Here is a 21,245-nt window from a genome sequence, read left to right as displayed (position 1 = left end):
CTTGCCGCAATGAAGCTCACCCCGCGCGACGCAAAGCCCTATTTCGCGCGGCCTGATCCCGCGCGGACGGGGCTTTTGATCTACGGCAGCGATGCCATGCGCGTGGCCTTGAAACGGCAGGAATTCCTGAAAAACCTGCTCGGCGCCAATGCCGAAGAGGAAATGCGCCTGAGCCGGATGCCCGCAGGCGAATTGCGCCGCGATCCAGCGATGCTGCTGGACGCGATCAAGGCGGTCGGGTTCTTCCCCGGCCCCCGAGCGGCGCTGGTGGAAGAGGCAAATGACAATATCGCCAAAATTCTGCTCGACGCGCTCAAAGACTGGCAGCCGGGCGACGCGCAGATCATCGTCACGGCGGGCGATCTAAAAAAAACCTCCAAGGTGCTTAAAGCCTTTGAGAGCCACCCCAACGCCTATGCCACCGCGATCTATGACAATCCGCCCGACCGGGCCGAGATTGAGCAGATGCTAAAGGATGCGGGCCTCGCACCCGAGGCCGACGCGATGGCCGCGCTCAGCGATCTGGCCCGCACCCTTGATCCGGGTGATTTCCGCCAAACGCTAGAAAAGATCACGCTCTACAAACTGGGCGACAGCAGCCCCATCGGGCTGGAAGACATCGCCGCCTGCGCCCCCACCTCGACCGAGGCCGAGGTCGACGACATCCTGCATGTGGTCGCCGAAACCCGCGCCGCCGAAATCGGCCCCGTGATGAGCAAGCTGCAAGGCCAAGGCGTGAACCCGGTGACCCTGACGATCATGGCCACCCGGCATTTCCGCACCCTCTACCGCATCGCCGCCAACCCCGGCGCGCCGATCTATGGCGTGCGTGATCGCGACCGCGCGATGCGGCAGGCGCGCAACTGGGGCGCGGTGAAGCTAGAAACCGCGCTTGCGGTGCTGACCGAAACCGACCTCAAGCTGCGCTCTGCCGGGCAGCACGCCCCGGCGCTGGCTTTGGTCGAGCGGGCCTTTATCCGTCTGGCGATGCTGGGCGCACAACGTTGATTTTGGGAGAGGAAATTCAATGTATACTGTCATCGGCGGCACCAAATCCCGCGCTTTTCGCGTCATGTGGATGCTCGAAGAATTGGGCCAACCCTACGCGCTGAACCCCGCCGCGCCCCGCTCGGAAGAGGCGCGCAAATATAACCCTTCGGGCAAGATCCCCGCGCTTGTGGACGGCGATGAGGTACTGACCGATTCCCTCGCGATCATGACCTATCTGGCCGACAAACACGGGGCGCTCACCGCCCCTGCAGGCACGCCCGAACGCGCCCGGCAGGACGCATTGACCTTTTGGCTGATCGACGAGTTCGACGCGATCCTCTGGGCGGCGGCAAAACACAGTTTCATTTTCCCCGAAGAAGCGCGCGTGCCCGCGATCAAAGACAGCCTCAAGGCCGAGTTCGAACGTGCGGCCAAAAACCTGTCTGACCGCCTGGAGGGGCCGTTTCTGATGGGCGATCAGATCACCGTCCCCGACCTGCTGGCGGTGCATTGCATCAACTGGTCGATCGGCGCGAAATTCCCGCGCGTGGATGATAAACTGAACCTCTGGGCCAAATCCCTGCGCGAACGCCCTGCCTTCGTCGCCGCGATGGCCAAGGAAAACGGTTAACGCCGCGCCCATTCCACAGCATGGCGGCCCGCCCAATGGCCGGTCGCCAGACAACCGTTGATCAGATAGCCGCCCGTGGGCGCTTCCCAATCCAGCATTTCCCCGGCGGCAAAGACGCCCGGCACCTCGCGCAGCATCAGCCCCGCATCCAGCGCGTCGAGCGCTATCCCCCCCGCCGTCGAAATCGCCTCATCCATCGGGCGCAGCCCGGCGTGGGCGATGGGCAGGTCTTTCAGCAAGGCGGCCAGCGCCTCGGCCTCCTGCGGCAGCGGGCGCGCCATCTCTTGCAGCAGCGCGATCTGGGCGGGGGTCAGTTTCAGCCGCTTGCGCAGATGATTGGCCTGACTGTCCTTACCGCGCGGCTTCGCCAAACGTGCCGCGACATCGCGGGCCTGCAAGTCCGGCAGCAGATCAAGCGACAGCCCCTGCCCTTCGCGCAGCCCGCGCGAGACGCTGTAGATGCCCCCGCCCTCCAGCCCACGGGCCGAGATCACCGCCTCCCCACGTGAGGTGTAGGGGCCAGCGCGCCATGCCACACCCTTGAGCGCCGCGCCGAAATGTCGGGTCATATGCGGCGACCAATCGACCAGCAACCCGACGTTGGCCGGGGCGAAATCGCGCAGGGCCACGCCGCGCGTCGCCAGCAGGGGCGCCCATGCCCCCGTCGCGCCAAGCCGCCGCCAACTTGCACCGCCAAGGGCCAGTACCGTCACATCGGCCTCGACCACTTCCCGCCCGCCGGGCGTATCGAAAACAAAGGCATCCCCGTCCCAGCCCTGCCATTGCCAGCGGGTGTTGATCGTCACCCCGCATTCCGCCAGCCGCGCAAGCCAAGCCCGCAGCAGCGGAGAGGCTTTCATCGCACGGGGGAAAACCCGCCCCGTCGAGCCGGTAAAGACCTCTTGCCCCAGCCCTTCGGCCCAGTCCTGCACCGCTTGGGTATCGAAGGCTTCCAGCATCGGGCGCAAGGCGGTCTGCGCCTCTTCATAGGCGGCGAGAAAGGGCGCGAACGGTTCGGACTTGGTCAGGTTCAACCCGGATTTGCCCGCCATCAAGAACTTGCGCCCGACCGAGGGCTTCGCCTCGCAAAGCGTGACCGACAGCCCCGCCTTTGCCATGGCCTCGGCCGCCATCAGCCCTGCGGGGCCGCCCCCGATGACCAAGGCGCGGGTCACGCGGCGCGCCCTTCGGTCTGATTTTCTGACGGGGAAGCCATCGGCCTGTCCTTGCCTTGGGGAGGATTTGACACATCCTCTTGCCTGCCGTGGCCCTGCAATGCAAGCGAAAGGGAGGACCGTGACCGAAGGCGAGGACTTGCCAGATTGCCCGCTCTGCCTTCGGCCCATTCCTCGGGACGTGCCGCAGAGCCTGCATCACCTGATCCCCAAGCTGCGCGGCGGCAAGGGGGGCCCGACGGTGCTAATGCATCACATCTGCCACCGCGAGGTGCACGCCGCCCTGACCGAGACCGAGTTGGCACGGCACTACAACACGCCCGAAGCGCTGCGCAGCCATCCGAGGCTGGCCAAATTCGCCGCATGGGTGGCGAAACGCCCGCCCGGTTTTCGTTCCAAAGTGCCGGGCGGTACGCGCAAGCGTTAGGCGGGGCTGCACATCCGTTTGATTTCCTGCGCGATTTCGGGCCGCGCAGCCAACGTATCGGCGGCCAGCGCCAGCGCGTGATCCTGCAGTTCTTTCGCTTCGACGAGGCGGTCGATCAGGCCAAAGGTCAGCGCCTCCTCTGCCGTGATCTTCTGCCCGCCCATCAGCAAAAGCTTGGTCCGCGCAGGACCGATCAGCGCCGCCATCCGCGCCGGGTCCGAGGGCTGTGGCAGAAACCCGAGCTTCATCACCGGATAGAAGAACTTTGCCCCCGGCACCGCGATGCGCAGATCGCAGGCCAGCGCCATGCCCATCGCACCGCCCGCCAGCGTGCCATTGAGCGCGGCAATGCTCAGCCCCGGCAGGGCAGCCACTGCGCCCGACAGACGCTCCCAAACATCCGATTTCGCCAGTCCCGCGCGGGCTTCGTCAAGATCGGCCCCCGCGCTGAACACCTTGCCGCGACCGGTCAGGATCACCGCGCGGGCGGCCTGTGCGTCCTCCATGATATCGGCGAGTTCGACCAGCATGGCATGGGTCAGGGAATTGGCCTTGTCGGGGCGGTTGATCGTGACGGTCCAGATGTCGCCCGCGCGGTCAAGCTCGATCATATGAGGCCCACCGCCTTGCGGATGCCCTCATCCCGCAGGGAAATCTCATCGCCGAGGAAACGATCCGCCTCGGGGCCGCACATCCACAGCAGCGTGCGCGCGGGCCAATCGGCGGGGATATGCACGTCCCAGTCAAGCTGGCTGACCGGGTTCACGCCGCTGTCTTTGATGTCGCGCTGCATGTCGGTGGCCACGGTGCCCGGCGACAGACCGATGGCGCGGATGCCGTTGCCGCCCTCTTCGTGGTGCAAACACTGGGTCAGCATATTCGCCGCCGCCTTGGAGGCGCAGTAGTGGCTCCATGCCTCCACCGGGTTGTGCGCGGCCCCCGAAGAGATCGTCAGCACCGTGCCGCCGCCGTTTTCCTTCATCAGTGGCAGAGCCGCGCGCATGCCGTGAAAGACGCCAGTCACGTTGATGTTGATCGCCTTGGCCCAATCCGACGGATCGGCCTCTCCCATGAGCGAGATCGGATCGATCACGCCTGCATTGTTGATCAGCACATCCAGCCCGCCAAACGCCCGGCGCGTGGTCTCAACCGCCGAGGTCATCTCGTTATAGCGGGTCACATCGCAGGGGATGGCGATGGCGCGTTTGCCCAACTCTCCGGCCAATTCGGCGATGGCATCCTGACTGCGCGCCAACAGGGCGACATTGGCGCCTGCCTCGGCGAAAACCCGCGCGGCGGCGGCGCCGATGCCCCGGCTGGCACCGGTAATCATGATCGTCTTGCCTGTCATGTCCATGGGGTGATCCTTCCGCTAATTTTGTACATTACTTGGAGGCTGTGGTAATCTGCCGATCAACCCGGGTCCAGCCTCGCGTCGCTTGACCCTGCGCGGGGATTGGCAGACCCTATGCACAACTCATTGCCGAAAAGGATTTTCCGATGTCTCGCATCCCTACAGCGTCACTGCTTCTCGCCCTGCCGGTCACGCTGGCCTCGACGCCCCTCTGGGCCGACCTGACCCCTGCCGAAGTCTGGGGCGATTGGCGCCAGTATATGCAGAGCATGGCCTATCAGGTTGAGGCGAGCGAAGCCTTTGACGGCGCGGACCTAACCGTCAGCGATGTGACCCTGAAGATGGATATGGCCGAAGAGGGTGGCGATTTTTCCTTGTCGCTCGGCACGCTGCGTTTCGAGCCGGAAGGTGACGGCGCGGTCAATATCCGCATGCCCAATGTCATGCCGATGACGATCAACGTCGCGCCCGAAACGCCCGAGGATGAACCGGTGTCGATGGTGTTGAACTACGCCCAGACCGCCCCGGTGATGCGCGCCAGCGGCAGCGCTGAGGCGCTGCAGTATGACTATGCCGCCGATAGCATCTCGCTCACGCTTGCGGGGCTCAAGGTCGGCGAAGAAAGCTATACCGAAGAAGAAGCCAAGTTCACCCTGACCGGCAGCGGCGTCAGCAGCCGCACCGAAATGACCGGGTCCGATACGCGCCGCTACGACCAGTCGGGCCGCATCGACAGCCTGAAATATGACGTGGTGATGAAAACCCCCGATGACCCTGCCCGCGTCGCGGTGAACGGTGGCGTGGATCAGGTGGTCTTTGGCGGCAGCGGCGCGTTGCCGATGATCGACGCGGGCGCGGATGTCGCCGCCATGATGCGCGAAGGCCTCACCTTCGAGGGCAGCTTTACCGCCGGCGCGGGCCACACCGACATGCAGGTTTCCGATCCCGAAAATGGGGAGTTTCAACTGGTCTCAAGCTCGACCGGGGCGAAGCTGGGCGTTGCCATGGGGCCGCAAGGGCTCTCCTATAACGGTGGTCAGCAGGACATCGAAGTCAGCGTCACCGCCGCCGACATGCCCTTCCCGATCCAGTTCAGCATGGCGGAAAGTGCGTTTAATCTGAAAATGCCGGTGATGAAGTCCGAAGAGCCGCAGGACTTTGCCTTTGGCGTCAAGCTCGACAGCTTCAAGATGTCGGACATGATCTGGGGCATCTTTGACCCCACCGGCCAATTGCCTCGCGACCCGGCAACTTTGGTCGTGGACCTGTCGGGCAAGGCCAAGCTGCTGTTTGAACTGATGGACCCCGAAGTTACCGCCACGATGGGCGATGAGGTACCGGGCGAAATTCACGCGCTGAACGTAAACGAAGTCACGCTTGACGTAGCAGGGGCCGAGTTCGATGCCACGGGGGCGATCACCTTTGACAACGACGACATGCAAACCGTGCCCGGCATGCCAAAGCCTGTCGGCGCGCTGGACCTGTCATTGATCGGCGGCGTGGCCTTGCTGGATAAATTGGTGACCATGGGGCTGATCCCGCAGGAGCAGGCACTGGGCGCGCGGATGATGATGGGGCTCTTTACCGTCCCGGGCGAAGGCGAAGACTCCCTGACCTCCAGAATCGAGTTCACCGAAGAGGGCGGCATCCTCGCCAACGGTCAGCAGATCAAATAACAACCGGCGCGGCCTTGGTCCGCGCCCTTTCCGCAAGGGAAAATACAGCGCGGCCCTTGCCCCTCTCGGGGCGGGGGATTACCCCTTTTCCAACCCCAAAAGGAGCCAGACCATGCCAGACGCCCTTGATGCATTGACCAAGTCCCTCCTTCAGGCGGCCACCAAGGCCGGTGCGGATGCGGCCGATGCCATGGCGATCACGGCAAGCTCCGTCTCAATCGAAGTGCGCGGCGGGGCGCTGGAACAGGCCGAACGCTCTGAAGGAACGGACATCGGGCTGCGGGTTTTTGTCGGGCAACGCTCGGCCAATGTCTCGGCCTCCGATACCTCCGCGCGCACGATTGTAGAGATGGCCGAACGCGCCGTCGCCATGGCCCGCGAAGCACCCGAAGACCCCTATGCGGGGCTGGCCGATCCGGATCAACTCTCTGCCCGCCGCGATGCGGAAGGGCTAGAACTTTGCGACCCCGCGCCAGAGCCTTCCCCCGAAGCCCTGCAAGATGACGCTGCCCGCGCCGAAGCCGCCGCGCTGGCCGTCAAAGGGGTGAGCCAAGTGCAATCCGCAGGCGCTGGCTATGGCGCACAGAAAATCCATCTCGCGGCGACCAACGGGTTTGAGGGCGGCTATGCCCGCAGTGAACGCGGGCTGTCCTGCGTCGCCATTGCAGGCAGCGGCACGGGGATGGAGCGGGACTACGACGGCGACAGCCGCATCTTTCAGGCCGACCTGCGCGACGCGCAAGAGATCGGCACCCGCGCGGGCGAACGCGCGCTGGCGCGGCTCGATGCCCGCAAGCCCCCCACCGGCAGCTATCCGGTGCTGTTTGACGAACGCATTGCCGCGTCGCTGATCGGGCATCTGCTGGGCGCGATCAACGGTCAGGCGATTTCGCGCGGGGCGTCCTTCCTGCGCGATGCGATGGGGGAGCAGGTGCTGCCCGAAGGTCTGTCCCTGATCGAAGACCCGTCCCGCATCCGTGCCACCGGCTCACGTCCTTTCGATGCCGAAGGGTTGCCGACCCAGCAACGGGCCATCGTTGAAAAAGGCATCCTGCAAGGCTGGACGCTCGACCTTGCCACGGCCCGCAAGCTGGAGCTTACCCCCACCGGCAACGCCGCGCGGGGCCCCGGCTCTGGCCCTCAACCCTCGAACTGGAACATCGCGCTGACCCAAGGGCAGGCCAGCCGCGACGATCTGATCGCTGAGATGGGCACCGGGCTTTTGGTGACTTCGATGATCGGCAGCACGATCAACCCCAATACGGGCGACTATTCGCGCGGGGCCTCGGGCCTTTGGGTCGAGAATGGCGAGATCACCCATGCAATCAACGAATGCACCATCGCGGGCAATCTGCGCGACATGCTGCGGTCGATGATCCCCGCCAATGATGCCCGCAGACATCTCAGCCGTGTTGTGCCCTCGCTGCTGGTACCGGGAATGACCCTTGCCGGTGCCTGAGGACGACCTCTCCCTTTTGATCGACGCCGCCCTTAAGGCAGGTGCGGTTGCGCGCGGCTTTGTCGGGGCCACGGCGAAACGCTGGGACAAGCCCGACAACGCAGGCCCGGTGACCGAGGCCGATCTGGCGGTGAACGATCTGTTGCTCGCGGAACTGCGCGGCGCACGGCCCGGCTATGGCTGGCTCTCTGAGGAGACTGAGGACAATACCGACCGACTGGGGCATGAACGGGTCTTTATCATCGATCCGATCGACGGCACCCGCAGCTTTGTCGAAGGTTCCGACACATGGGCGCATTCGCTGGCGGTGGCCGAGGCGGGTGAGGTTACGGCGGCGGTGGTTTATCTGCCGATGCGCGACATGCTCTATGCTGCCAGCCGGGGCGGTGAGGCCACGCTGAACGGCACGCCGATCCGTACCTCCGAGGTCGGCGATCTGGCCGAGGCGACCGTCCTCGCCGCGCGGCCCGCGCTGGTGGCAGAACGCTGGCACGGCGGCGCACCGCCTGTGTTCAAACGCAGCTACCGTCCCTCGCTCGCATACCGCATGGCGCTGGTGGCCGATGCCTCATTTGACGCGATGATCACCCTGCGCCGCACGTGGGAATGGGACATCGCCGCAGGCACGTTGATCGTGGCCGAGGCGGGCGGCACCTGTACAACCGCCACCGGCGCGCCGCTCAGGTTCAACAACCCCGACCCGCGCGTGGATGGCATCGTCGCGGGCGGCCCAATGGTGCAGCGCGCGCTGATCGACGCCCTTGCGTGACCGGCCCCATCTGCTAGGCACTATGCGCAGCACCGCAGCTTTGACAGATCAAAGGACAGCTCCATGACCCAACGCCTGCACCTTGTTTTCGGTGGCGAACTTGTCGACCCGACCAAGAACGCTTTCAAGAACGTCGGCGACATCCATATCGTCGGGATCTTCCCCAATTACGCCAGCGCCTATGACGCATGGAAATCCGAAGCGCACCGAACCGTGGATAACGCCCATATGCGCTATTACATCGCCCATCTGCATCGCCTGCGCGACGAAGAGACCTCGGCCTCGCCCACCGAAGAACTGGAATAAACCACCATGGCGGCGCGGTCGCTGGGGCTTGCAGCCTATCGCGCCCTTGTGCGCCGGGGCGGGGCCGAAGACGCAGCGCCCTATGCCGCGCGCCCCGAGGGTGAGCTGGTTTGGATGCATGCCGCCGAGGCGGGCAATGTCTTGGCCGTGCTCGACCTTGCCAAACGTCTGATGGCGATGCGTGACCGCGTCGCGGTGCTGGTGACCCTTTCGGAGAGCGCAGCCACCCAAGACCTCCCGCCGACCGACACCCGCGATCTTTTTATTCTTCCGGCCCCCAGCGAACATCCCGAGAATGTCGCGCGGTTCCTTGACCATTGGCGCCCCGGCTTTTGCCTGTGGACATGGGGTGGGCTGAGGCCCAATCTGGTGTTGGAAACCGCGGCGCGCGGCTGCCCGATGATGATGATCGACGCCGACAGCGCTGGTTTCGATGGTCGCCGGGACCGCTGGATGCCCGATGTGACCCGACAGTTGTTGTCCGCCTTCGATCAGGTGCTCACCCGCTCTCCGGCCGTGCTGCGCCGTCTGGTGCAACTGGGCCTGCCGCGCAGCAAGGGAGAGGTGACTTCGCCACTGCTGACGGGCGGCCAAGCGCTGCGCTGCGCGGAAACGGATCTGGCGGATATGTCGGCCTGCCTTGTCGGTCGCCCGGTCTGGTATGCGACACAAATCCTGCCCGAAGAGATACCCGTCGTGCTGACCGCTCACCGCCAAGCGCTGCGCCTGTCGCATCGCTTGCTGCTGATCCTGCACACCCATGATTATCCGACCGCCGATATCGCCTATGAACGCGCCCGTGCGCGGGGGTTCACCGCGATGCGGTGGGGGGATGATCCCTACCCCGATGAAACGACGCAGGTCATGGTGGCCGATGACCCCGGCGACCGGGGGCTGTTTTTCCGCGTCGCACCCGTGTCGTTCCTTGGCTCTTCGCTGGTGTCGGGCCATGGCGGCTGCGATCCCTTCGAGGCGTCAGCGCTTGGGTCTGCGGTGCTCTATGGCCCCAAGGTGCGGAACTTTCTGCCGTCCTACGGGCGGCTTGCCACGGCGGGGGCGGCGCGGATCGTCAACGATGCGGGTGCGCTTGGCAATGCGGTTTCGCGGTTGATCGCGCCGGATCAGGCGGCGACCATGGCCCACGCGGGCTGGGACGTGATCAGCGAAGGGGCCGAACTGGCCGACAGGGTGATCGAATTGATCCAAGACAGCCTCGACGACCATGCAGGAGCCTCAAATGCGCGCGCCTGATTTCTGGCACCTGCCCCGCCCCGACTGGCGCGCGCGGCTGTTGCAACCGCTAGGCGCGCTCTATGCCGCTGCCACCGCGCGGCGGCTGGCCACAGGTACGCCGCTGCGCTTGGATATCCCGGTGATCTGCGTCGGCAACATCAACGCGGGCGGCACCGGCAAGACGCCCACGGTGATGGCGGTGCTGCAATATCTGCTGGAACGCGGCCATCGCCCGCATGTCGTCTCACGCGGCTATGGCGGCACGCTGGAGGGGCCGGTGCGGGTGGATCCAGCGCAGCACAGCGCGGGCGAGGTGGGGGATGAACCACTGCTACTGGCCGCATTCTCGGATGTTTGGGTCGCCCGCGATCGTGCCGCGGGTGCGCAGGCGGCAGAGGCTTCGGGCGCCACTGTCGTGGTGCTGGATGACGGCTTTCAGAACCCCGCCTTGGCGCAGGATCTGAGCATCGTCGTGGTGGACGCGGTCAAAGGTTTCGGCAACGGCCTCTGCCTGCCCGCCGGGCCGCTGCGCGAGCCTGTCGCGGCAGGGCTGGCGCGGGCTGACCTGCTGCTCTCCATCGGGGATGAAGCGGCGCAGACCCGTTTCGCGGCAGGGCTACCGAACACCGATCTGCCCCATGCACGCGCCGAACTCGCGCCCCTGCAGACCGGGATGGATTGGTCGGATTCCCAAGTGCTCGCCTTTGCAGGCATCGGCCACCCTGAGAAGTTTTTCGCCACGCTGCGCGGGCTGGGGGCCACGATCCTCCATGCCGAAGCGCTAGAGGATCATCAGCCGCTGACGCCACGGCTGATGTTGAGGCTAGAGACCGAGGCCGCGATGCGCGGCGCGCAGCTTGTCACCACCGAGAAAGACGCCGTGCGCCTGCCGATGGAGTTCCGCGCCAAGGTGCTGACCCTGCCGGTGCGCCTGTCCCTGCCTGAAGGCAATGCACTACATGTAGCGCTGGACAGGCTGCCACCGGCCTAGTCCTTCATGGGCCTAGGCCTTATTGTCTTCGCCCAATTTCGGCGCGGGCCGGTGCAGCGAAAGCTCGGCCCCCGAGAAGGTGAAAGGCGACCGCAGCCCCGGCACGCCATCAAGCTCAATCTGCATGCCCCGCGCCACGACCTGCGGATCAGCCATGACATCGGCCATGTCGTTGATCGGCCCGGCAGGCACGCCATGCGCCTCACAGGCCGCGAGCAGATCATCCCGGCTGCGCAGACGGGTCGCCCCGGTCAGGCGGCGGATCATCTCGGGCCGGTTGGCGACCCGGTCGGCGTTCTTGAGGTACTCGGGCGCCGTGGCCATGTCATCCAGCCCCAGCAATTGACACAGGCGCTGATATTGCCCGTCATTGCCGGTGGCGATGATGAGATGCCCGTCGGAACACTCAAACACCTCATAGGGCGTTAGGTTGGGATGCGCGTTACCCATCCGCGTCGGCGCCTTGCCGGTGGTGAGATAGTTCATCGCCTGATTGCCAGTGATCGCCACGGCACAATCCAAAAGCGCCATGTCGATATGTTGCCCCACGCCGGTTTGGTGACGCTGGTGCACGGCGGCCAAAATCGCGGTGCTGGCATAGACCCCGGTGAAGATATCGGTGATTGCCATGCCGGATTTCTGCGGCTGGCCATCCGGTTCGCCAGTGATCGACATCAGTCCGGACATGCCTTGGATGATGAAATCATAGCCCGCGCGATGCGCATAAGGCCCGGTATGGCCGAAACCCGTAATCGAACAATAGATCAGCTTGGGGAACTGCGCAGACAGGCTGGCATAATCCAACCCGTATTTCGCCAATCCGCCAGTCTTGAAATTCTCAATCAGGATATCCGCGTCGGCCAAAAGTTCCTTGACCTGCGCCTGACCTTCCTCGGTCCGGAAATCCACAGTGACAGAGGCTTTGCCCCGGTTCGTCGAGTGGAAATAGGAAGCGGTCACATCCTCGTCACGGGTCACAAAGGGCGGGCCCCATTGGCGGGTATCATCCCCCGCCGGGCTTTCCACTTTGATCACCTCACATCCGAGGTCCGACAGTGTCTGACCGGCCCAAGGGCCAGCCAGAACACGCGCCAATTCGACGACTTTCAGTCCTGCAAGCGGGGCGGTCATTAGCCCGCCAGCGCGTCGTCGAGGAGTTCTTTCATGTCGGCATAGGACATGTTCGAGTGTTTCTTGCCGTCGATGACGAAGCTCGGCGTGCTAGAGATATCATCCTCTTTGGAGTTCTCGGTGTACCATGCCACCAGCGCCTCGGCTTTGGCGCCGTCTTTCAGGCATTCGTCCAACGTCTCGTTATCAAGGCCAGCCAGACGGCCAATCTTGCGCAGCTCGTCGACGATGGCCGCAGGCTCGCCCGCGCGGGTCCACTCACTTTGCGATTTGTAGATCAGGTCAGCGATGCCAAAGAATTTCTCTTGCCCGCCGCAGCGCGCCACCATGGAGGCCCAGAGGCCGTAGCGGTCGAAATAGACTTCGCGGTAGATGAATTTCACTTTGCCGCTGTCGATATAATCAGCCTTCAGCTTTTTGAAGGTGTCGTTGTGGAAGGTCGCACAATGCGGGCAGGTGAAGGAGGCGTATTCGATCATCGTGACCGGCGCGTTTTCATCGCCCATGACCATCTCGGTGATGCCTGAGGTATCCACATCGCCTTCAGTCGTCTGGGCATTCGCGGCACCAACGAAAGGTGTCAGCGCGGTGCTGCCGAGCGGGGAGGAGCCGAAGCTGCTTGCGGCAAACCAGCCACCGACGCCGAGTGTGGCGAGACCGCCAAGGATTACGTTTCTGCGATTCATGAGATGTTCCTTTGTCTGTTACGTCAGCTTTAGGTGGTCAGCTTTGGGTCTTGTTCAATATGTTCTCGCCCAGACGTGCAAGGGCTTCGCGCAGCCCTTCGTCGGTCACAGGCTTGGCGGCTTCGGCTGCTTTGCGTTGCAGCGCGGGGTTAGGGGCGGTTTTTTCGGCCTTGGGTTTGTGGTCAAACGCCACCTGCCCTTCGGCAAAGCCGGTCGCCGCCGTCTGGGTGATCCGCACCCGCGCGATCGCGTTATAGCCATAGACCGCGTTGACCCGCGCGCGCAGCTGTTCCTTTTGCATCTCCAGCATGGGCGCATTGGCTCCGGTGGTCAGCAGGGTCAGCGTGGCCCCGATGCCTTCCTTGCGGCCATAGCTTACCTCAACAGGGCGTGAGATGGCAGCGGTCGCCTCGCCTGCGATCTCGGTCCAATGGGTCAGCAGACGCGATTGCGCAAAGCCACGGGTCTCGCTCGCCTTGCGAATCTGCTGCGAGAGCAGGCTGTCGGTGCGTTTGAACCCTTTTGTAGTCGTACGACGTGGCGGCATGGCTTTGTTTCCCGAATGTGCTGACATACATAACCATTTGCCCCCGCGTCACCAGCCCCTGCCCTGTGGAAAGGCCTAAACATTGCGTGAGAATACATCCGTCAGCAAGCTGCCGCCGATCCTGCTGGAATGGTACGACACCCACGCCCGCGCCCTGCCGTGGCGGGTGCCGCCGCACGACCGGATGGCCGGGGTCATGCCCGCCCCCTACCGCATCTGGCTGAGCGAGGTCATGTTGCAGCAGACGACCGTGGCCACAGTGAAAGACTATTTCGCGCGTTTCACCACCCGCTGGCCGGATGTCGTCGCCCTCGCCGCTGCTGAAGATGCTGATGTGATGGCCGAATGGGCGGGCCTTGGCTACTACGCCCGCGCCCGCAACCTGTTGAAATGCGCGCGTGTGGTGGTGGCGGACCATGGCGGCAGCTTCCCTGCGGATCATGACGCGCTGATGAAACTGCCGGGTATCGGGCCTTATACGGCGGCGGCGATCGCCTCCATCGCCTTTGACCTGCCTCACGCGGTGCTTGATGGCAATGTCGAGCGGGTGATGGCGCGGGTCTATGACATCCACACGCCGCTGCCCGCTGCGAAGCCCGAGTTGATGGCGCGGGCCGTCGCGCTGACCCCGCAGGACCGGCCCGGAGACTATGCCCAAGCGGTGATGGATCTGGGCGCTACAATCTGCACGCCAAAGTCCCTCGCCTGCGGTATCTGCCCGTGGCGCGAGCCCTGCGTCGCGCGGGCAGAAGGCACAGCGGCGCTCTTGCCCAAGAAGATACCGAAAAAGCCGAAACCCATCCGGCACGGCACCGTCTATCTGGCGCAGCGCGAGGATGGCGCGTGGCTGCTCGAGACACGGCCCGACAAAGGGCTGCTTGGCGGGATGCTTGGTTGGCCCGGTTCTGATTGGATCGATACGGCAGAGCCGCGCCCCGAAGGCACGCCGCCGCTGGCCGCCGATTGGCAGCCCCTGCCCGGCGAGGTGCGCCATACCTTTACCCATTTTCACCTAATGCTGACCGTGCAGCACGCACGAGTTGGCCATGATGCCGCGCCTGAAAATGGCGAATTCATCGGCCAAAACCAATTCAGCCCCAGTGATTTGCCCACCGTAATGCGCAAGGCTTTCGACCTGACGCGCTAGCGCCGCGTCAGGCTTTGAGCGCCGACTGAACTGCGGTATATCTGGCGCGAAGCAGTAAGGTGTCCCATGGCAAACCGAATTATCTCTCCACAAGACCTCGCCCGCCTGTCGCGGGCGCTGCCGTTCTGGATGTCGCTGCTGCTGATCCCGCTGGCGTGGTTTTGCGCCATGCAAGGCGGCTGGACCATCGCGCTGTTGCCGCTGGTAACGTGGTATCTGTTTTCGATGCTCGACGCGGTGCTGGGGCTGAACCTCGACAATGCGGACCTAGAGGCCACCGAAGATGACCTCTATTGGTACCGCCTCGTCACGCTGATCTGGACACCGCTGCAATTCCTGACCGTCTTTGGTCTGATCTATTACGCCACGCGGGCCGCGCATCTGGATGCGGCAGAGCGTATTTTCCTGTTCTTCGGCGTGGGCGTCATCACCGGCACCATCGGGATTAACTACAGCCATGAATTGATGCACCAGCGGAACAAGACCGAACGGCGGCTAGCGGATATTTTGCTGGCCATGGTGCTCTATTCTCACTTCCGCTCTGAACATCTGCTGGTGCACCACCGCCACGTCGGCACCCCGCGCGACACGGTGACGGCGCGCTATAACGAAGGGTTCCACCGCTTCTACCCCCGAGTGTTGCGCGAGTCGCTGACCTCGGCCTTTCATGCCGAAAAGAACATGCTGGCGCGCAAGGGGCTGCCTTGGACCGATCCGGGCAATCCGTTTTTCAAATACTGGGCGCTGCAGGCCGGCTTTTTGCTGCTGGCGTTGGTCTTGGGCGGTTGGAGCGGTCTGGGCCTGTTCCTCGTGCAGGCCGGGGTCGCGATTTGGCAGCTGGAACTGGTCAATTACATCGAACACTACGGGCTGACGCGCAAACATCTGGGCGGCGCAAAATACGAACATGTCCAGCCACGCCATTCGTGGAACGCGGCGCATAAGGCCAGCAACTGGCTGCTGATCAACCTGCAACGCCATTCCGATCACCACTACAAACCCGACCGGCGTTTCCCGGTCTTGCAGACCTATGGCACGGGCGACGCGCCACAGCTGCCCTATGGCTATCCGGTGATGACAATGGCCGCGATGGTGCCCCCGCTGTGGCGACGCATCATGAACCCGCGCGTGCGCAAATGGCGCGAAATGTACTACCCTGAGATCACCGACTGGAAAGCCTACAACAAAGCCAGCAATCCCCTGCCCCGTCTCTGAGCGCGGCAACGCAAAGTTAAACTTTGCCTGTCACATAGGCTGCGATTGTTACCAGTGGAGTGGTATTGATGCGGCAACAGCAAGCGCCCTCGGGGGCGGCGTATGATGGCACCTGTCTGATCGTCGAAGACAGTGAGTTTGACAGAGAGAGGCTGCGCCGCATTCTGGCCCGCGCCTATGGCGGGATGCGGGTGGAGTTCGCCCCCAGCATCGAAGCCGCGCGCAAGGCGCTAAGCGGGGGGGACAAGGCGCTCATTTTGCTCGACAACAACCTGCCCGACGGGTTGGGCGCGAATTTCGCGTTGGAGCTGGCCTGCGACGACCGCCATGCGCAGACGCCGGTGATTATGGTCAGCGATTGGCCCTCCCCCGGCATGTGGGAAAAAGCCGCCTCTGCCGGGGTGCTCTACGTGGTGAATAAATCCGATTTCGATGCCCGCTATATTGACGCCGTGCTGCGTGAGTTTCAGGCCCGCAAACGGTGGGTGAATTAGGCCGATCCCACAAAAAAACCCCGCCATGGGGCGGGGTCAAGGTAGGCACCCGTGTGGCTGCCCCTCACGCAGAGAGGCCACGGGTGCCGGCGGTGTTCGAATGTCTGTGGGTTGATCAGTTCGCCATTTCGGCTCTGATCTGCTGACGTAGAATGTCGATGGGGACATTCTTGCCGTCTTTCTTGTAGCACCAATAGGTCCAGCCATTACAGCTTGGCGCCTTCTCATAGGCCGCGCCCACCTGATGGATCGACCCTTTGACATCGCTGCCAATGAGGGTGCCATCGGCACGGACCTTGGCCTTGTGGCGGCCATTCATGGAATAGAGGTTCTCGCCCGGACGCAGCATGCCCCGCTCAACCAACTGACCGAAAGGCACGCGCGGTTCGGCGCGTTTGGAGGTGGTGGTTTGCAGCGCTTCGTTGTCGAACTTGCGCACCATCGAGATGCGTTTCTCGGCCACCTTGCGGTAAGCTTCCTCGCGCTCGATCCCGATAAAATCGCGGCCCAGCATCTTGGCCACAGCGCCGGTGGTGCCGGTTCCAAAGAACGGATCAAGAATCACATCGCCGGGGTTGGTCGAGCCAACAAGAACGCGGTGCAGCAGGCTTTCGGGCTTTTGCGTCGGATGTGCCTTGTCGCCTGCTTCGTCCTTCAGACGCTCATGGCCAGTGCAGATCGGCAGCACCCAATCGCTGCGCATCTGAATGCCTTCGTTCAGCGCCTTCAGCGCTTCGTAGTTAAAGGTGTATTTGCTGTTCTCGCTCTTGCCCGCCCAGATCATCGTCTCATGGGCATTGGTAAAGCGCTTGCCCCGGAAGTTGGGCATCGGGTTGGACTTGCGCCAAACCACATCATTAAGGATCCAGAAACCTTGATCCTGCAACGCCGCACCGACGCGGAAGATGTTGTGATAGCTGCCGATCACCCAGATCGCGCCATCGGGTTTCAGCAAACGCCGCGCGGCTTTGAGCCAAGCGCGGGTAAAATCGTCATAGGCTTTGAAGCTGGCGAACTGGTCCCATTCGTCATCAACTGCATCGACCTTGGAGTTGTCCGGGCGATGCAAATCACCTCGCAACTGCAAGTTGTAGGGCGGATCCGCGAAGATCAGATCCACCGACTCTGCTGGGAGGGCGTTCATTGCCTCAATGCAATCGCCCGCAACAATAGTGTTCAAGGGAAGCGCCGCAGCGCCCTTTGTCATCGTTTTCATATCTCTGCCTCATTACCCGGCGCTTAAGCGCTCATTGGTTGTGGATAAAATGGGCCATCAGAGATTCGTGGTCAATTTCTTTTTTGAATCAATCAGTTAACAAATTAGCTTGATACAAGATATTGTGTATAGGTTTGAACAAACGTCTATGGTGTGGGGTAACACCAAGATCCCGCAGGGCAGCCATGTGGCTTTTCGATCCGTAGCCCATATTGGTTTCCCAGCCATAGCCGGGATGCTGTTGCGCCAAGTCCACCATGAGGTTATCGCGCACGGTTTTGGCAACGATAGAGGCGGCTGAGATCGACAGACAGCGGGCATCACCCTTCACCACAGGTTGCGCAGGCAACCTCAAATCGCGCGGGAGCATATTGCCATCGATCAATGCGTAATCCGCCGCGCAGTCCAATCCGGCGAGTGCGCGGGTCATCGCCAGATGGCTGGCACGCAAGATGTTGTGTTCTTCGATCTCTTCGACGGTGGCATGGGCCACGCAAACCACGGCCACCGACATGATCTCTTCATAGAGCCGTTGACGGGCGCGGGCGGTCAGCTTTTTGGAATCGTTCAGCCCCTCGGGGATCTGCCCTTCGGTAAAGACCACGGCGGCGGCGGTGACCGGCCCGGCCAACGGGCCACGGCCCACTTCGTCCACCCCGGCGATGGTGCGAAAGCCGCGGGCAGCCGCGCCGCGTTCAAATTCAAAGTCAGGTATCATAGGGCGAGGTGAAACCGCATGCGCCGAAAAGGTGCAACAAAAAAGAGAAAGGGGAGGCGCCCGAACACCCCCCCTTTCAACACCCGAGCGACAGGGACGTGCCGCTCGGTCAAGGCACGCCGGATTTACCGACGGGCCAAGCTGTAACCCGAGTCGCGCAGGCAGCGGGCATCATAGCCGTAGCGTGCGCCGTCCGCCGTCTTCACGCGCTTGGCGCAGTAGTTGGGCAGTCGGTCGACTTGGGAATAATTCTTTTCAAGGCAGGGCTCGCCAAACATCATCACCTTGCCGTCTTCGCCGTCATAGCTGCGGAAGCACTGCTGCGGCAGCAGCTTGCGGTCCACCCGCTCTGGCAGGGGGCGCACTTCGCGCGTCGGGTAGGTGGCGCGGTCGCGCTCAGGGTAGGTCCGGGCGCTGCGGTGCGGCTCGGGGCGCGGATCGATATAGGGGCGCTGGTGCGGCCGCTTGGAAACCGTGGGATAATAACGCGGCGCCTCATAGACGGGGGCGGCACGGCGGCGGGTGACCGTCTCGCGCTCGTTGCGCTCTTTGTTGTTGTCGTAGATCATCTTGCCCACGATCGCGACGCCCGCAATCGCGGCGAGGGTGCGCAACACTTCCTTTTCATCGGCGGCGGCAGGGCGGGCACCAAAAGCGGTGATGGCAACCGCTGCGGCGGCGATGGTAGCAATGAACTTGCGGTACATGGGTCTGGTCCCTTCTCGTTTATCGGCGCGTTGCTGCGCCCTTGATCGTATGCGGTCATAACTCGGGGACCGCGTATCGGTTCGTGTGTCTGTTGGTGCCACCAAATTGGGGTGAGGGCCAAAGACAGGCAATAACAGGGGGGCGTTATCCAATAACAAGGCGCCCAAAACGCCTTGGTTATTGAATAACAGCGGGCGAAAGCGCATTAAAAACATATGAAAAACCCATGTCTCTCCTTGCTGACCGCGCTGGCGGTCATACTGGCCCTGCCCGCTGCGGCAACGGCTGGATGCTTTGCCGATTACAAGGCCAAGCAAGACAATCCGCTGCGCCTCCATTACGGGGTGGCGCAGATTTCCGGGGCCTGTGAGCCAGCCTCCGCCGAAACCGAACTCACGCCGCGTCTTGCAGCGGAGGGCTGGACATTGTTGAATGTGCTGTCTGTCTTCGGTGACGAAGGCTTGGATCAAAGGAAAGACAGTGCAGGAACATTCTACCTCCGCTTCTGACATGCGCAGATTTGGCGGGCGTTTCGTGATCGGTGGCATCGCCGCCGTGGTCGCCGTGCTTTTGGTCGGGGCGCTTGTCCTGCTTTGGGCGCTGCCGGATGCGAACGTCTTTAATGCTCGGGTTGAGCGGATCTTTATCGAGAATGACGATCTGACCACCCAAGCCGAGATCAAGCTTCTCGAAATCCTCGCCCAGTCCGGCACTGCCTTTTCTGAGACTTTGGCCAGCTACCGCATCGTGATCGTCGTGTTGCTGGTCTTTGCCAGCGCCATGCTGGTCGCGGCGATGGTGTTTTTGTTCATGCTGGTCGGCTTTAACCGCCGTATGGCGCAGATTGAGCGGACGGGCATTCAGGTGAACTCCCTGCTGATCAGCCGCGAAGAGAATACCGTTTATCTCAACAACCTCGGCTTCAAACTGACCGCCGCCGCGATGGAGACGATGTCGGTTCTCGCCGAAGCGCGGATGGACGATGACGTGCTGTCAGGGTCCGAGATCGAAGGCATGATATCGGGTCGCAACGCCGCCGACTGTGATGAGGCCGCCGGGGCCACGCGGATCAAGCGTTTGCGCGACACCTTGGGCAATCAATTGGTGTCGGAACTGCTGGTCAAAAACATCGCCCGGCGCGGCTATATGCTGGCGATCAACAAGGACGTGATCAAGGTTCTTTAACCTCGGCAAAGCACCGCTCCACCCTGCCCGCGCGCGGCTGGCCCTAGCCAATGCCCCGCAGGCACGTTAAATGGCGTCAAATTTAATTGGACAGACTGGAGTAATCAGATGGGTTATCGCGTCGCCGTCGTCGGTGCCACAGGCAATGTGGGCCGTGAAATGTTGAACATCCTCGCGGAGCGTCAGTTCCCCGTGGACGAGATCGTGGCTCTGGCCAGCCGCCGCTCGCTGGGGTCCGAGATCAGCTTTGGGGACAAGACCCTCAAGACCAAAGACCTCGACACTTTCGACTTCACTGGCTGGGACATGGCGCTTTTTGCCGTGGGTTCCGAAGCGACCAAGAAATACGCTCCTGCCGCTGCCAAGGCGGGCTGCGTGGTGATCGATAACTCCTCGCTTTACCGCTATGATCAAGACGTGCCGCTGATCGTGCCCGAGGTGAACCCGCAGGACGTGCACGGCTATTCCAAGAAAAACATCATCGCCAACCCCAACTGCTCGACCGCGCAGATGGTTGTGGCGTTGAAGCCGTTGCATGACCGCGCCAAGATCAAACGCGTCGTCGTCTCGACTTACCAGTCGGTTTCCGGCGCGGGCAAGGAAGGCATTGATGAGCTTTGGGATCAGACCAAAAGCATCTACAACCCGACCGATGACAAGCCCGCCAGCAAGTTCACCAAGCAGATCGCCTTCAACGTGATTCCGCATATCGACGTCTTCCTCGAAGACGGCTCGACCAAGGAAGAATGGAAGATGGTCGCCGAGACCAAAAAAATCGTCGACCCGTCGATCAAAGTCACCGCGACCTGCGTGCGCGTGCCGGTCTTCGTGGGCCATGCGGAATCGATCAACATCGAATTCGAAGACCACCTCGACGAAGCCGAAGCGCGCGACATCCTGCGCGAAGCGCCGGGTCTCATGGTGATCGACAAGCGCGAAGACGGCGGCTACGTCACGCCGGTGGAATGTGTGGGTGACTTCGCCACCTTCATCAGCCGCATCCGTCAGGACAGCACCATCGACAACGGCATCAACCTGTGGTGCGTCAGCGACAACCTGCGCAAGGGTGCCGCCCTGAACGCCGTTCAGATCGCCGAACTGCTGGGCCGCGAAGTACTGAAAAAGGGCTGAGGTTCAGCCGCAGTCTAGGAATAAAAAGGGGGCCAACCGACCCCCTTTTTCGTCTC

Annotated in this window: 24 protein-coding genes; 15 read left to right on the top strand and 9 right to left on the bottom strand. The window is 62.8% G+C overall.

Annotated features, from left to right (window positions below; translation table 11 throughout):
* The first annotated feature begins 9 nt into the window (after positions 1-9).
* A complete protein-coding gene (holA, locus tag A3722_RS14910) occupies positions 10-1,008 on the top strand; it encodes a DNA polymerase III subunit delta (RefSeq protein ID WP_067624418.1) in 999 nt (332 codons plus the stop codon).
* Positions 1,009-1,027: 19 nt separating this feature from the next.
* Complete coding sequence (locus tag A3722_RS14905) at positions 1,028-1,621, top strand: glutathione S-transferase family protein (RefSeq protein WP_067624420.1); 594 nt, start codon at positions 1,028-1,030, stop codon at positions 1,619-1,621.
* Here A3722_RS14905 and A3722_RS14900 read toward each other — a convergent pair.
* A complete protein-coding gene (locus A3722_RS14900) occupies positions 1,618-2,796 on the bottom strand; it encodes a TIGR03862 family flavoprotein (protein WP_067624423.1) in 1,179 nt (392 codons plus the stop codon). The two genes, A3722_RS14905 and A3722_RS14900, sit on opposite strands and share 4 nt — an antisense overlap.
* Before the next feature lie 121 nt (positions 2,797-2,917).
* Between A3722_RS14900 and A3722_RS14895 the strand changes: the two genes are divergently transcribed.
* A complete protein-coding gene (locus tag A3722_RS14895) occupies positions 2,918-3,223 on the top strand; it encodes an HNH endonuclease (RefSeq protein ID WP_236627425.1) in 306 nt (101 codons plus the stop codon).
* Here A3722_RS14895 and A3722_RS14890 read toward each other — a convergent pair.
* The gene (locus A3722_RS14890) at positions 3,220-3,834 is read right to left on the bottom strand and encodes an enoyl-CoA hydratase/isomerase family protein (RefSeq protein ID WP_067624429.1); all 615 of its coding nucleotides are present in this window, start codon (positions 3,832-3,834) and stop codon (positions 3,220-3,222) included. The two genes, A3722_RS14895 and A3722_RS14890, sit on opposite strands and share 4 nt — an antisense overlap.
* Complete coding sequence (locus tag A3722_RS14885) at positions 3,831-4,580, bottom strand: SDR family oxidoreductase (protein WP_067624432.1); 750 nt, start codon at positions 4,578-4,580, stop codon at positions 3,831-3,833. The genes A3722_RS14890 and A3722_RS14885 overlap by 4 nt, the downstream gene beginning before the upstream one ends.
* Positions 4,581-4,723: 143 nt before the next feature.
* Between A3722_RS14885 and A3722_RS14880 the strand changes: the two genes are divergently transcribed.
* The 6 genes from A3722_RS14880 to lpxK all read left to right on the top strand — a co-directional run bounded on the left by A3722_RS14880 (position 4,724) and on the right by lpxK (position 11,011).
* Positions 4,724-6,253, top strand: coding sequence for a DUF2125 domain-containing protein (locus A3722_RS14880; protein ID WP_067624435.1), 1,530 nt, complete (start codon positions 4,724-4,726; stop codon positions 6,251-6,253).
* 112 nt (positions 6,254-6,365) lie between these two features.
* Positions 6,366-7,712 (top strand): TldD/PmbA family protein, encoded by a 1,347-nt coding sequence (locus tag A3722_RS14875; protein WP_067916249.1) that lies wholly within the window; start codon positions 6,366-6,368, stop codon positions 7,710-7,712.
* Positions 7,705-8,481: a 3'(2'),5'-bisphosphate nucleotidase CysQ gene (locus A3722_RS14870; protein WP_067624438.1), complete on the top strand. Its 777-nt coding sequence runs from the start codon at positions 7,705-7,707 to the stop codon at positions 8,479-8,481. Before A3722_RS14875 ends, A3722_RS14870 begins: the two co-directional genes overlap by 8 nt.
* Positions 8,482-8,544: 63 nt before the next feature.
* A complete protein-coding gene (locus tag A3722_RS14865; RefSeq protein ID WP_067624441.1) occupies positions 8,545-8,787 on the top strand; it encodes a DUF4170 domain-containing protein in 243 nt (80 codons plus the stop codon).
* A gap of 6 nt (positions 8,788-8,793) precedes the next feature.
* Positions 8,794-10,038, top strand: coding sequence for a 3-deoxy-D-manno-octulosonic acid transferase (locus tag A3722_RS14860; RefSeq protein ID WP_067624444.1), 1,245 nt, complete (start codon positions 8,794-8,796; stop codon positions 10,036-10,038).
* Entirely contained in the window at positions 10,025-11,011 is a 987-nt protein-coding gene (gene lpxK / locus A3722_RS14855; RefSeq protein WP_067624448.1) for a tetraacyldisaccharide 4'-kinase, read from the top strand. The genes A3722_RS14860 and lpxK overlap by 14 nt, the downstream gene beginning before the upstream one ends.
* A gap of 12 nt (positions 11,012-11,023) precedes the next feature.
* On the opposite strand, the gene A3722_RS14850 is transcribed toward lpxK, so the two are convergent.
* The 3 genes from A3722_RS14850 to A3722_RS14840 are packed head-to-tail and all read right to left on the bottom strand — an operon-like array spanning position 11,024 to position 13,375.
* Positions 11,024-12,142 carry a CaiB/BaiF CoA transferase family protein gene (locus A3722_RS14850; RefSeq protein ID WP_067624451.1) on the bottom strand — a complete coding sequence of 373 codons (1,119 nt, stop codon included), beginning with the start codon at positions 12,140-12,142 and terminating at the stop codon, positions 11,024-11,026.
* Positions 12,142-12,828 (bottom strand): DsbA family protein, encoded by a 687-nt coding sequence (locus A3722_RS14845; RefSeq protein WP_067624454.1) that lies wholly within the window; start codon positions 12,826-12,828, stop codon positions 12,142-12,144. Before A3722_RS14845 ends, A3722_RS14850 begins: the two co-directional genes overlap by 1 nt.
* A gap of 37 nt (positions 12,829-12,865) precedes the next feature.
* Positions 12,866-13,375, bottom strand: coding sequence for a DUF721 domain-containing protein (locus tag A3722_RS14840; RefSeq protein ID WP_067624457.1), 510 nt, complete (start codon positions 13,373-13,375; stop codon positions 12,866-12,868).
* 82 nt (positions 13,376-13,457) lie between these two features.
* On the opposite strand from A3722_RS14840, the gene A3722_RS14835 reads away from it, so the two are divergent.
* The 3 genes from A3722_RS14835 to A3722_RS14825 all read left to right on the top strand — a co-directional run bounded on the left by A3722_RS14835 (position 13,458) and on the right by A3722_RS14825 (position 16,231).
* On the top strand, positions 13,458-14,522 hold the full coding sequence (locus A3722_RS14835; protein ID WP_067630255.1) for an A/G-specific adenine glycosylase: 1,065 nt from the start codon (positions 13,458-13,460) through the stop codon (positions 14,520-14,522).
* Positions 14,523-14,588: 66 nt separating this feature from the next.
* Positions 14,589-15,737: an alkane 1-monooxygenase gene (locus A3722_RS14830; protein WP_067630257.1), complete on the top strand. Its 1,149-nt coding sequence runs from the start codon at positions 14,589-14,591 to the stop codon at positions 15,735-15,737.
* A 68-nt stretch (positions 15,738-15,805) separates the two neighbouring features.
* Positions 15,806-16,231 carry a response regulator gene (locus tag A3722_RS14825; RefSeq protein WP_082849504.1) on the top strand — a complete coding sequence of 142 codons (426 nt, stop codon included), beginning with the start codon at positions 15,806-15,808 and terminating at the stop codon, positions 16,229-16,231.
* Positions 16,232-16,346: 115 nt separating this feature from the next.
* Here A3722_RS14825 and A3722_RS14820 read toward each other — a convergent pair whose 3' ends face one another.
* The 3 genes from A3722_RS14820 to A3722_RS14810 all read right to left on the bottom strand — a co-directional run bounded on the left by A3722_RS14820 (position 16,347) and on the right by A3722_RS14810 (position 18,872).
* Complete coding sequence (locus tag A3722_RS14820) at positions 16,347-17,447, bottom strand: site-specific DNA-methyltransferase (RefSeq protein WP_067916247.1); 1,101 nt, start codon at positions 17,445-17,447, stop codon at positions 16,347-16,349.
* Between the two features lie 88 nt (positions 17,448-17,535).
* Positions 17,536-18,165 carry a ribonuclease HII gene (locus A3722_RS14815; RefSeq protein ID WP_067623564.1) on the bottom strand — a complete coding sequence of 210 codons (630 nt, stop codon included), beginning with the start codon at positions 18,163-18,165 and terminating at the stop codon, positions 17,536-17,538.
* A gap of 125 nt (positions 18,166-18,290) precedes the next feature.
* Complete coding sequence (locus tag A3722_RS14810) at positions 18,291-18,872, bottom strand: hypothetical protein (RefSeq protein ID WP_067623567.1); 582 nt, start codon at positions 18,870-18,872, stop codon at positions 18,291-18,293.
* 216 nt (positions 18,873-19,088) lie between these two features.
* Here A3722_RS14810 and A3722_RS14805 point away from each other — a divergent pair, with 216 nt between their 5' ends.
* The 3 genes from A3722_RS14805 (at position 19,089) to A3722_RS14795 (ending at position 21,189) form a co-directional block, all read left to right on the top strand.
* A complete protein-coding gene (locus A3722_RS14805) occupies positions 19,089-19,382 on the top strand; it encodes a hypothetical protein (RefSeq protein ID WP_067265999.1) in 294 nt (97 codons plus the stop codon).
* Position 19,383: 1 nt separating this feature from the next.
* Positions 19,384-20,058, top strand: a complete 675-nt coding sequence (locus tag A3722_RS14800; RefSeq protein ID WP_082849503.1) for a winged helix-turn-helix domain-containing protein — start codon at positions 19,384-19,386, stop codon at positions 20,056-20,058.
* 108 nt (positions 20,059-20,166) lie between these two features.
* The gene (locus A3722_RS14795; protein WP_067623574.1) at positions 20,167-21,189 is read left to right on the top strand and encodes an aspartate-semialdehyde dehydrogenase; all 1,023 of its coding nucleotides are present in this window, start codon (positions 20,167-20,169) and stop codon (positions 21,187-21,189) included.
* Positions 21,190-21,245 lie beyond the last annotated feature (56 nt).

This window comes from Sulfitobacter sp. HI0027 (assembly GCF_001634775.1).
GTDB lineage: Bacteria > Pseudomonadota > Alphaproteobacteria > Rhodobacterales > Rhodobacteraceae > Sulfitobacter.
The sequence above is the reverse complement of the archived record's forward strand: the minus strand, read 5'-3'. Positions and strand labels throughout refer to the sequence as shown.

Bases quoted from the DNA above. Each gene is read 5' to 3' on its own strand.
- A3722_RS14800 (WP_082849503.1), top strand. From the start codon at position 19,384: ATGCGCAGATTTGGCGGGCGTTTCGTGATCGGTGGCATCGCCGCCGTG.
- A3722_RS14850 (WP_067624451.1), bottom strand. From the start codon at position 12,142: ATGACCGCCCCGCTTGCAGGACTGAAAGTCGTCGAATTGGCGCGTGTT.
- A3722_RS14865 (WP_067624441.1), top strand. From the start codon at position 8,545: ATGACCCAACGCCTGCACCTTGTTTTCGGTGGCGAACTTGTCGACCCG.
- A3722_RS14860 (WP_067624444.1), top strand. From the start codon at position 8,794: ATGGCGGCGCGGTCGCTGGGGCTTGCAGCCTATCGCGCCCTTGTGCGC.
- A3722_RS14875 (WP_067916249.1), top strand. From the start codon at position 6,366: ATGCCAGACGCCCTTGATGCATTGACCAAGTCCCTCCTTCAGGCGGCC.
- A3722_RS14840 (WP_067624457.1), bottom strand. From the start codon at position 13,375: ATGCCGCCACGTCGTACGACTACAAAAGGGTTCAAACGCACCGACAGC.
- holA (WP_067624418.1), top strand. From the start codon at position 10: ATGAAGCTCACCCCGCGCGACGCAAAGCCCTATTTCGCGCGGCCTGAT.
- A3722_RS14880 (WP_067624435.1), top strand. From the start codon at position 4,724: ATGTCTCGCATCCCTACAGCGTCACTGCTTCTCGCCCTGCCGGTCACG.
- A3722_RS14795 (WP_067623574.1), top strand. From the start codon at position 20,167: ATGGGTTATCGCGTCGCCGTCGTCGGTGCCACAGGCAATGTGGGCCGT.
- lpxK (WP_067624448.1), top strand. From the start codon at position 10,025: ATGCGCGCGCCTGATTTCTGGCACCTGCCCCGCCCCGACTGGCGCGCG.
- A3722_RS14825 (WP_082849504.1), top strand. From the start codon at position 15,806: ATGCGGCAACAGCAAGCGCCCTCGGGGGCGGCGTATGATGGCACCTGT.
- A3722_RS14805 (WP_067265999.1), top strand. From the start codon at position 19,089: ATGAAAAACCCATGTCTCTCCTTGCTGACCGCGCTGGCGGTCATACTG.
- A3722_RS14905 (WP_067624420.1), top strand. From the start codon at position 1,028: ATGTATACTGTCATCGGCGGCACCAAATCCCGCGCTTTTCGCGTCATG.
- A3722_RS14830 (WP_067630257.1), top strand. From the start codon at position 14,589: ATGGCAAACCGAATTATCTCTCCACAAGACCTCGCCCGCCTGTCGCGG.
- A3722_RS14845 (WP_067624454.1), bottom strand. From the start codon at position 12,828: ATGAATCGCAGAAACGTAATCCTTGGCGGTCTCGCCACACTCGGCGTC.
- A3722_RS14815 (WP_067623564.1), bottom strand. From the start codon at position 18,165: ATGATACCTGACTTTGAATTTGAACGCGGCGCGGCTGCCCGCGGCTTT.
- A3722_RS14890 (WP_067624429.1), bottom strand. From the start codon at position 3,834: ATGATCGAGCTTGACCGCGCGGGCGACATCTGGACCGTCACGATCAAC.
- A3722_RS14810 (WP_067623567.1), bottom strand. From the start codon at position 18,872: ATGTACCGCAAGTTCATTGCTACCATCGCCGCCGCAGCGGTTGCCATC.
- A3722_RS14820 (WP_067916247.1), bottom strand. From the start codon at position 17,447: ATGAAAACGATGACAAAGGGCGCTGCGGCGCTTCCCTTGAACACTATT.
- A3722_RS14885 (WP_067624432.1), bottom strand. From the start codon at position 4,580: ATGGACATGACAGGCAAGACGATCATGATTACCGGTGCCAGCCGGGGC.